General features: G+C 68.9%; 10 protein-coding genes. 2 read left to right on the top strand and 8 right to left on the bottom strand.

What is annotated here, in order from left to right:
* Positions 1-110 precede the first annotated feature (110 nt).
* From FOZ70_RS08275 to FOZ70_RS08260, 4 genes are all read right to left on the bottom strand, one after another.
* Positions 111-590: a GNAT family N-acetyltransferase gene (locus FOZ70_RS08275; RefSeq protein ID WP_059495124.1), complete on the bottom strand. Its 480-nt coding sequence runs from the start codon at positions 588-590 to the stop codon at positions 111-113.
* A gap of 172 nt (positions 591-762) precedes the next feature.
* Positions 763-918, bottom strand: coding sequence for a hypothetical protein (locus FOZ70_RS08270; protein ID WP_006481665.1), 156 nt, complete (start codon positions 916-918; stop codon positions 763-765).
* A gap of 175 nt (positions 919-1,093) precedes the next feature.
* Positions 1,094-2,560, bottom strand: coding sequence for a flagellar hook-length control protein FliK (locus tag FOZ70_RS08265; protein ID WP_219705506.1), 1,467 nt, complete (start codon positions 2,558-2,560; stop codon positions 1,094-1,096).
* 92 nt (positions 2,561-2,652) lie between these two features.
* Entirely contained in the window at positions 2,653-3,351 is a 699-nt protein-coding gene (locus tag FOZ70_RS08260) for an MgtC/SapB family protein (RefSeq protein WP_021159681.1), read from the bottom strand.
* 114 nt (positions 3,352-3,465) lie between these two features.
* Here FOZ70_RS08260 and FOZ70_RS08255 point away from each other — a divergent pair, with 114 nt between their 5' ends.
* The gene (locus tag FOZ70_RS08255; RefSeq protein ID WP_219705502.1) at positions 3,466-4,575 is read left to right on the top strand and encodes an AGE family epimerase/isomerase; all 1,110 of its coding nucleotides are present in this window, start codon (positions 3,466-3,468) and stop codon (positions 4,573-4,575) included.
* Here FOZ70_RS08255 and FOZ70_RS08250 read toward each other — a convergent pair.
* On the bottom strand, positions 4,548-6,167 hold the full coding sequence (locus FOZ70_RS08250; protein ID WP_059586165.1) for a methyl-accepting chemotaxis protein: 1,620 nt from the start codon (positions 6,165-6,167) through the stop codon (positions 4,548-4,550). The two genes, FOZ70_RS08255 and FOZ70_RS08250, sit on opposite strands and share 28 nt — an antisense overlap.
* Positions 6,168-6,438: 271 nt before the next feature.
* Between FOZ70_RS08250 and FOZ70_RS08245 the strand changes: the two genes are divergently transcribed.
* Positions 6,439-6,882 carry a PaaI family thioesterase gene (locus FOZ70_RS08245; RefSeq protein ID WP_059651582.1) on the top strand — a complete coding sequence of 148 codons (444 nt, stop codon included), beginning with the start codon at positions 6,439-6,441 and terminating at the stop codon, positions 6,880-6,882.
* Here FOZ70_RS08245 and FOZ70_RS08240 read toward each other — a convergent pair.
* The 3 genes from FOZ70_RS08240 to FOZ70_RS08230 all read right to left on the bottom strand — a co-directional run bounded on the left by FOZ70_RS08240 (position 6,830) and on the right by FOZ70_RS08230 (position 8,636).
* Positions 6,830-7,195 carry a type II toxin-antitoxin system RelE/ParE family toxin gene (locus FOZ70_RS08240; RefSeq protein ID WP_230952466.1) on the bottom strand — a complete coding sequence of 122 codons (366 nt, stop codon included), beginning with the start codon at positions 7,193-7,195 and terminating at the stop codon, positions 6,830-6,832. The two genes, FOZ70_RS08245 and FOZ70_RS08240, sit on opposite strands and share 53 nt — an antisense overlap.
* A gap of 22 nt (positions 7,196-7,217) precedes the next feature.
* Positions 7,218-7,466 (bottom strand): type II toxin-antitoxin system prevent-host-death family antitoxin, encoded by a 249-nt coding sequence (locus FOZ70_RS08235; protein WP_042975153.1) that lies wholly within the window; start codon positions 7,464-7,466, stop codon positions 7,218-7,220.
* 117 nt (positions 7,467-7,583) lie between these two features.
* On the bottom strand, positions 7,584-8,636 hold the full coding sequence (locus FOZ70_RS08230) for a CaiB/BaiF CoA-transferase family protein (RefSeq protein WP_219705500.1): 1,053 nt from the start codon (positions 8,634-8,636) through the stop codon (positions 7,584-7,586).
* Positions 8,637-8,710 lie beyond the last annotated feature (74 nt).

Below are 8,710 nucleotides of genomic sequence, written 5' to 3'. Positions count from 1 at the left end.
CTCGGCGCTCGGCGCTCGGCGAGCAGGAAGGATCGGCGGTGTGAATGGTGCAGGCCGCCCGCGACGTACCCGGTTGGCCGCAAGTGCCACCTGAGCGCCTGCCAGCGGATTCAGCCCGGAATGACCGGCTTGATCAACGTCGTCGTGATCGGCGCGAAGCCGCACGCACGATACAGCGCGCGGGCCGCCGTGTTGTGATTGAACACCGACAGCCCGATCTCGGTGATGCCGTAGCGGCGCGCCTCGGCGTCGAGCGCATCGAGCGTGCGCGTGGCCCAGCCCTGGCGACGCCGGGACGGGACGATGTCGAGGTCGTAGATGAACAACGTGCGGTTCGGCCCTTCGGGCACGATCGCGTACCAGAGGTCGCCCACCGCGTCGCCGCTGGCGGCGTCGACGAGTACGACGAGGGTCTGGCCGGAGGTCCGCAGGCCGTCAGGCAGCAGCGTGTCGAAACAGGCGCGCGCCCTGCTGGCCGCGTCTTCGACAGCATTTTGTCCGGATGAAACGAGATCGCGCGCGTAGCCGTCGATGGCTCGCGTACGGTACGCGTGGAATTCACTGGCCGTCATCGGCCGCATCTGCAGCATGGCCCGGTCACCGTGAACGGATTCGGACTTCCAGTGTAGCGGGACGGTCGCGCCGGCGCGCGATACGGCGGCGGAAAGCGGGCAGGCAGGTGCGGCGGGCGCCGCGAATCGGCGAATCGGCGAATCGGCGAATCGGCGAATCGGCGAATCGGCGAATCGGCGAATCAGCGAATCAGCGACGGTACAGGACGATCGGCACGAGGTGCGCACGGCGCACGCGCTCGGCTTCGGCACGACGCGCAGCGTACGAGTATTCGGCGTCGAGCGGCAGGTGGGGCGACACGAACAGGTCGTCGATCTTTTGCAGCAGGGCAAGGATGAAGCTCATGTGAGACTCCTGACAGATGTGGCTAGGGTTTTCCCTTAGATGAGCGCTATTCTAAGGGTTTTCCCTGAACTCTGCCAGCGCACCGCATCAGTTTGCCGCATGCGCGCGGCGCCTGATCGTCGACGCGGAACCGCGATCCTTGCTCCGTCGGGCTCCCAGGATAGGGTCGAAACGATTAGCGCGTGCGGCGCGCACGTTTCGCGACGGCCGCCTCGCGATTCGCGTTGCGCTGGAGCCGGTCGACTTGCGACAGAAGCGCCTCGTGATGCTCCTCGAGCGTCATCAGCGTCGCCTGCTGCGTCGACAGATCGGCCGCGAGGCGATCGATCCGCTGCTGCTTCGTGGCGACGTCCTGCTTCAGGTGCGCGATCTGTCGCGTCTGAAGCACCAGCGCAACGAGCCCGGCCAGCACGACAACGGCCAACGCCAGCAGCAGGCGGTTGACGCGGCGCATCTCGCGATCGGCGGTGCGCGTCAAACCGTCGACGTCGGCTTGCAGCGCGGCGAGCCGGTCGGTCAGCGGACGCAGGTGCGTATCCGGATCGAAGACCGGCGCGGCCGGTTGCGCGCGCTCCACCGACGGCTTCGTGACAAAGGACGCAGCGGAAGCCACCGGCTGCGTGGCAGGGGATACGGTGGTGTCGGGGGGCGGCGCGGCGTCCACGGCCTTCGCAATGTTGGCCGTGTTCGCCGTGTTCGCCGGGTTCGCCGGGTTCGCCGGGTTCGCGGCAATTGCCGGCTTGGTCGGCTCCGCCGACGCCTGCGGCTCGACGATCGACACCGCGTCCGGTGCCGGGCTCGCCCCGGCCGCCGCTCGCGCCGTGTCGACGCTCGTCACGACTGGTGCAGATTGCTCTGCTGTCGCTTCGCTTGCACCGGCAGCCGCCCGACGTTTGCCGCCCGACGACGCGCGACGCTCCTTCACGGCGTCGCCGGAAGATCGCCCTTCGCGAGATTTGACGGCGGCGGCAGCGACAACAGCCTTCTCGCCTTCACCGCCAGCTGCTTGCGTTTCGGTCACCTTCGGCGCCGTACCATCGGCCGCTTGCAGCCTGGTCGCCACCATCGCGACGGCGTCGGCCGCGGGCACATCGGCAGCCTTCGTTGCAACACCACCGGCCACGGCAACATCGACCGCCTTCATCGCAACACCACCGGCCAGCGGAATATCGTCCGCCTTCATCGCAACCGCCCCGGAGGCCGGCACGATGTCGGCATCTGCAGGCTCCTCCCCTTGCGGCACCGAAACGCCATGGGTCACCGTCGCGACTTCCGGCGTCACCGCGCCCTCTACCGCTTCCGCATGTGCCGCCGCGCCCGCCCCTTCCCGCGCACCGAACCCGTCCAGCGCGGGCTGCCGCCCGGAGGCCACATCGTCCGCGATATCGGCCGCTGCATCGGCCTGCGCACCCGCTTCGTCGCGAACCGCAACCGGCGCGCGCTCGCCCGGCTCGAACACCGGATCGCCGAACAGGTCGAGCGTGCGCTCGTCCCGCGACGCGTCGGCGGCCGGCGCACTGCCGGACCGCGCCGTCGCCCTCGCGGACGTACTCCCCGCGGCAGCAGCCGAGCGCTGGCGGGAACGGGCCGATGAACGATTGGAACGGGAACGGGAGCGAGGCGAGGAAACGGATTCGGTCATGGAGATCGGATAGCGGGGCCCGCGAACACGGAACCGGATGTCGAACGGAATCGGTGGTCGGCCATTGTCGCATGCCCCGTTGCCGATTCAGCCTATTCGTCGCCCGGCAGCCCGTTGCCCTCTTCAAAACGCGTCACGCCCTTCAGCGCGCGCAGCTTGTCGCAGATCGCCTGGTATTCGAGCGCCGACACCCGCGCGAGCGCGATGCGCACCTCGTCGTGCTCGCCCGTGTCGTCGGCACGCTGCACGATGAACTGCTTCACGCGCGCGCTGTCAGGGCCGAGCGCCGCGTGCAGCGAATCGAAGTTCAGCGCGCCGCTCACGACCGTCAGCGCGACCTGGCGGCGCTGCCGCACCGTGAAATAGCGCCGCTCCAGCGGCTTGATGCCGGCCAGGATGATCAGGATGATGATCGTCGCCGAAATCGACGCGACGTACAGCCCGCCCCCCACCGCAAGGCCGATCGCGGCGACCGACCACAGGCTCGCGGCGGTCGTCAGCCCGCGCACGATCTCGCCGCGCAGCAGGATCGAACCCGCGCCGAGGAAGCCGATGCCCGACACGACCTGCGCGGCGATCCGCGACGGATCGAGCACGATGTGCTCGCTGCTGCCGAGCACGTCGGCGAAACCGAATGCCGACACGATCATGATCAGCGTCGAACCGACACAGACGAGCATGTGCGTGCGCAGGCCGGCGGCCCACGACAGGCGCTCGCGCTCGAAGCCGATGACGCTGCCGAGCGCCGCCGCGAGAACGAGCCGCATCACGAGTTCCAGGTTGCTCAGCATGCGATTTATCTCCTTTTTTGGTGCCGGCCGCGCGGAATGTTTTATCCTTGGCCCCGGCCGCGCCGATCCTCCGGGCCGCGCCGACACGTTTCGAACCCAGCGCTCAACCCCGTCATGTCCGTTTCCGACTCCGCTTCCGCCCAGGCCGCCCAGCTGCGCCACCATTTCGCGCACGTCGTCTTGCCGATCTGGCGGGGTTCAGGGTTCGACCAGACATTGCAGTTGCCGTTCGAAGCCGTCGATCCGGCCACCCACGCGCCGCTGCCCGTGACCCGTTATCGCGCAATGGCGTGCGCACGGCAACTGTTCGTGTTCGCGCAGGCCGGCGACACCGCGCACGCCGCCACGCTGTTCGACGCGCTGGGCCGGCGCTTTCGCGACACGCGCCACGGCGGCTGGATCTACAGCGTCGACGCGCAGGGCGCGCCGCTCGACACGACCAAGGATCTCTATACGCACGCATTCATCGTGTTCGCGTGTGCCGCCTGGTATGCGGCGTCGGGCGACGCCGCCGCGCGCACGACGGCCGAGGAGACCGCCGCGCTGATCCGCGACCGTTTCGCGCCGCATCCCGGCGACGCGCTGCTCGATGCGGCGCGCCACGCCGATTTCTCGTCATCCGGCAGCGGGGCGCTGCAGAATCCGCTGATGCACCTGACCGAAGCGTGGCTCGCTGCTGCCGATGCATTCGGCGACGCGGCGTTCGACGACGCGCTCGCGCACACCGCGCAGGCCGTCGAGCGCACGTTCGTCGACGCGGCGACCGGCTGCGTGGCCGAGCTGCCGCTCGGCGCGGCAGACAACCGTTTCGAGCCCGGTCATCAGTTCGAGTGGTTCTACCTGGTCGATGCGGCCGGCGCGCGGCTCGCGCAAACGGGGCTCCCCGCTGCGCTGTCGCGTGCGTTCGGCTTTGCGGAGCAATACGGTGTCGATCCGCAGACGGGCGGCGTCTGCGCGGCGCTCGATGCGCAAGGTGCGTGCGTCGACGGCACGCAGCGGATCTGGGCGCAGACGGAGTACCTGCGCGCGCTCGCGACGCACGGCGGCACGCCGGCCTCCGCGCCGCTCACGCGGCAGATCGAACGCTTCGCCGCGCGCTTCCTGCATCCGCGCGGCTGGTTCGAGTGCAAGACGGCCGACGGGCAGGTGTCGCGTGCCGACATGCCGTCGACGACGCCCTACCACCTCGCGACCGCCTACGCGGCGCTGCCGGCCGGTTCGTAACCCGTCCCGGCGAACGACGCCGCCGCGCGTTCATCGCGCGCGGCACGGCCATCGCCCAGTTCGAATACCGACACGGCCTGCATCAGGTGCGCGGTCTGGTCGTTCAGCGACGCGGCCGCCGCCGCGACTTCCTCCACCAGCGCCGCGTTCTGCTGCGTGAGCTGATCCATCTGCGTGACGGCCTGGTTCACCTGCTCGATCCCGACGCTCTGCTCGACCGACGCCGAGGTGATCTCGGACATCGTCTGCACGACGCGCGTGATCGACGTCGACACCGTCCGCATCGCTTCGCCGGCGCGCTCGACAAGCTCCGCGCCGCCGTTGATCTGCGCGACCGAATCCTCGATCAGCGCCTTGATCTCCTTCGCCGATTGCGCGCTGCGCTGCGCGAGCGAGCGCACTTCGCCCGCGACGACCGCGAAGCCACGGCCCTGTTCGCCGGCCCGCGCGGCTTCCACGGCCGCGTTCAGCGCCAGGATGTTGGTCTGGAACGCGATGCCGTCGATCACCGAGATGATCTCCGCGATCCGCCCCGAGCTCTGCGCGATGCCGCGCATCCGGTCGATCACGCTGTCGACCACGCCGCCGCCGTGGCTCGTCGCCTCGAGCGCCGCATCGGCCAGCGCGCTCGCCGCGCGTGCGCTGTCGGTGTTCTGACGGACGGTTGCCGTCAGTTCCTCCATGCTCGCGGCCGTTTCCTCGAGCGACGCGGCCTGGGTGCCGGTGCGCGCCGACAGGTCGGCGTTGCCGCCCGCGATCTCGCCCGCGCCCAGGTGGATCGCATCGGATGCCTGGCGCACCGTGCGCACGGTGCCCGCGATGCTCGTCTGCATCGCCGCGAGGCCGCGCAGCATCCGGTCGATCTCGAACACGCCGCCTGCCCGCACGACTTCATCGAGCCGGCCCTGCGCGATCCGCTCGAAATGGCGGCCGGCTTCCTCCAGCGGCGCGACGACCGCGCGCCGCGCGGCCGCGTAGATCGCCGCGCTCGCCACGAGCATCGCCACCAGCAGCACGATGCCGACCGACTTGAACCACAGCATGCCGCCGTCGATCGTATCGAGCGCCGAGCGGCTCGATGTGCCGCCGTAGTCGGTGAAGCGGCGCAGCTCGGCGATATAGGCGTCCTGGATGCTCTGCGTCGGCTGGTCGAGGAATGCCTGGATGTTGTCGGCGTCGAGGAACTGCACGAGTTCGCCCAGCGCGCCGCGCAGCGCGCGATAGCGCTCGGTGAGCGCCGCGACGCGCGCGCGGTTGGTCTCGTCGACCGGCTGCACGGCCGTCAGCGCGGCGAACGCCTTGTCGGCTTCCGCGAGCGAAGCGCCGGCATGGCGGATGATGTCGTCCGGCTTCGGGCCGCCGCGCACCATCCGCGTGCCGGCGCGCGACAGGTTGATGCGCGCGTCGAGCAGCTGCTGGGTGGCCTGGCTCGCCGCGCCGACCTGCGTGATCGCGACGTTCGACAGGTCGTCGACGCCGCTGCGCGTCGACGTGAGCGCCCAGAAGCCGAGCGCCTCGATCGCGAACAGGAAAAGGCAGAACACGGTCAACACGCCGAGCAGACCCGACGCGAGCTTGATTTTTCCGAACATGGGGGAGATTCCTGGAAAGCGGACGATGAGGCAATGCCCCGGCATTAGCGGCATTTCTTCGTCGGACTTTAGGACCGGGAGACGGCAAAGTTCACGTTGCTCGTGCATTCCCGCGGAATCGCCGGCAAACCGGGGGATCTTCGATATTCGACGCAATAATCGCGTCGCATCGCGCCGGAATTTGCACGAAATGCGGACGAATTTCCTTGCTTATCCGCAGCCCCCTTCCTAGAGTTCAGCGCAAGCGGGCACTCATTGCGAAGGAAGTTCGATGACCGACATCACGGATCACGCGCGCGGCGCATTGCGCGCGCAACCGTTCAGCATGCTGCTGGGCACGGAGCTGATGCATATCGGCGACAACGAAGTGTCGCTGTGCCTGCCCGTGCGCGAGGAACTGCGGCAGCAACACGGGTTCGTGCACGGCGGCGTCGTCAGCTACCTGGCGGACAACGCGCTGACGTTCGCCGGCGCGCTCGTGCTCGGCCCGCGCGTGATTACGGCCGAATACAAGATCAACTACCTGCGGCCGGCCGTGAACGGCACGCTCGTCGCGCGCGCGAAGCTCGTGTACGCGGGCCGGCACCAGGCGACCTGCCAGTGTCACGTGTTCGTCATCGACGGCGATCACGAACGGCTCGTCGCGATCGCGCAAGGCACGATCAACCGCGTCGGTGACGGGAAGATGCCGGATGCGCCGGAAGAGACGGCCTGACGGGCGGCACCGGCCGGTTCGACGAGACAAGCCGCGAAACGCCGAGGCTACAGCGCGTGTCGCACGGGCATTTCATCTCGGAGAGACAGACCGCATCGCGTTCGCGACGCCACATCGCGACCACCCACACGACGACCTCCGCCTCGCGCACTTCGTACACGAGGCAATAGCGGACACTGCGCAGCCCGATCTTGTCGCGCTCCAGTTGACCGCGCGGCATGGCCGAAGGAATGCGAGGATTCTCGAGCCGTTCGGCAAGTCTCGCCTCGAACCGATCGCGAACGGTGCGGTCGAGCTTCTTCCACGCCTTCAACGCAGGTTCGAGCAACGCGCACTCAAAGGTCAACCAGCTTGACCTTGACGATGTTCCCGTTGGCGCGCGAATCGACGAGCGCGTTGTCTTCGATATCCTCGAGACGTTCGACCATCGCCTCCCATGTCTTCGCCGGGATGCAGTAAAACGCCGGTTCGTTGTGGTTCAGGATCGCGACCGGAAAGCCCTCGCCCGCCGCCACGGTTCCCATCGGGTTCCGCTTCAGCTCCGAAACGCTCGCCGTCACGCTGGCCAGAATGGTGTGGGGCATGTCCGCTCCTGATTCGATCGAAATTTCGCCATACGTTATTCGGTACCCAATTTGGCTCCGTCCTGAATGCCCTCGAGATAACGCCGGGTTTGCTCCCTCACCGCGCGCTTCGACGCGCTACTCGGCCTCATCCCCCGCCAGCGGCAAAAACCGCGGCGCCACCCGCGCCCGCACGTTGCCGTTCTCGTCCGTTCGATAGATCCCGCGTGCGACGTTGTGCGGATGCGCGACCGCGTCCGTCACGCTCAGCACCGGCGCGAAACACGCGTCGGTGCCTTCGAGCAGCGCGCGCCAGTACGCGGACGGCTGCTGCGCAAACACGTCGGCGAAACGCGCCTTCAGCGCGGGCCAGCGTGCGCGATCGTACTGCGACGCCGGATCGACGTCGGTCAGCCCGAGCCGTTCGACCAGCAGCGCGTAGAACGGGGACTCGAGCGCGCCGATCGTCACGCACTCGCCGTCCGCGCAGCGATACACGTCGTAGAACGGCGCATCGTGGAACAGGCTCGGCTGCGCGCCGTCGAGCTGCCCGTTCGCGCGCGCCCACAGCGCGAGCGAACCGAGCATCGACACGACGTCGACGATCGCGCCGTCGACCACCCGCCCCGGGCCGCCGCCGCGCACGTCGAACAGCGCGCAGACGATCCCGAACGCGAGCCCGAGCGCGCCGCCCGCATCGCCGACGACGGTCGGCGGCAACCCCGGTCGGCCGTCGCGCGGCGCGGACAGCGACAGCAGCCCCGTCAGCGCGACGTAGTTCAGGTCGTGCCCGGCCGCGGCCGCGAGCGGGCCGTGCTGGCCCCAGCCGGTCATCCGGCCGTACACGAGCTTCGGATTGCGGCGCGCGCAATCTTCGGGCCCGAGGCCGAGCCGCTCCATCACGCCGGGCCGCAGGCCCTCGATCAGCGCATCGGCCTGCGCGATCAGGTCGAGCGCGGCCTCGCGGCCGGCCGGCGACTTCAGGTCGAGTTCGACGATCGTCTTGCCTTCGCGCAGCAGGTCGCCGTCGCGGGCCTTCAATGCGTCCGGCGCGCTCGTGCGGCCGGCCGGGCGCGCGATCAGCGTGATGCGTGCGCCCATCCCGGCAAGCATCCAGCCCGCGAGCGGGCCGGGGCCGAGACCTTCGAATTCGATGATGTGGATGCCGGAAAGCGGCGCGTTCAATGACATGACAGCCTCGCTGAAATGCAGTCGGGACAAGAGCGGCGAAACCGCCCGATTCTATGCGAATGCCTGCGTGCGCC

The sequence above is a fragment of the Burkholderia sp. COPS genome (assembly GCF_019425585.1).
GTDB classification, from domain to species: domain Bacteria; phylum Pseudomonadota; class Gammaproteobacteria; order Burkholderiales; family Burkholderiaceae; genus Burkholderia; species Burkholderia cepacia.
The sequence above is the reverse complement of the archived record's forward strand: the minus strand, read 5'-3'. Positions and strand labels throughout refer to the sequence as shown.

Bases quoted from the DNA above. Each gene is read 5' to 3' on its own strand.
- FOZ70_RS08275 (WP_059495124.1), bottom strand. From the start codon at position 590: ATGCTGCAGATGCGGCCGATGACGGCCAGTGAATTCCACGCGTACCGT.
- FOZ70_RS08270 (WP_006481665.1), bottom strand. From the start codon at position 918: ATGAGCTTCATCCTTGCCCTGCTGCAAAAGATCGACGACCTGTTCGTG.
- FOZ70_RS08265 (WP_219705506.1), bottom strand. From the start codon at position 2,560: ATGACCGAATCCGTTTCCTCGCCTCGCTCCCGTTCCCGTTCCAATCGT.
- FOZ70_RS08260 (WP_021159681.1), bottom strand. From the start codon at position 3,351: ATGCTGAGCAACCTGGAACTCGTGATGCGGCTCGTTCTCGCGGCGGCG.
- FOZ70_RS08255 (WP_219705502.1), top strand. From the start codon at position 3,466: ATGTCCGTTTCCGACTCCGCTTCCGCCCAGGCCGCCCAGCTGCGCCAC.
- FOZ70_RS08250 (WP_059586165.1), bottom strand. From the start codon at position 6,167: ATGTTCGGAAAAATCAAGCTCGCGTCGGGTCTGCTCGGCGTGTTGACC.
- FOZ70_RS08245 (WP_059651582.1), top strand. From the start codon at position 6,439: ATGACCGACATCACGGATCACGCGCGCGGCGCATTGCGCGCGCAACCG.
- FOZ70_RS08235 (WP_042975153.1), bottom strand. From the start codon at position 7,466: ATGCCCCACACCATTCTGGCCAGCGTGACGGCGAGCGTTTCGGAGCTG.
- FOZ70_RS08230 (WP_219705500.1), bottom strand. From the start codon at position 8,636: ATGTCATTGAACGCGCCGCTTTCCGGCATCCACATCATCGAATTCGAA.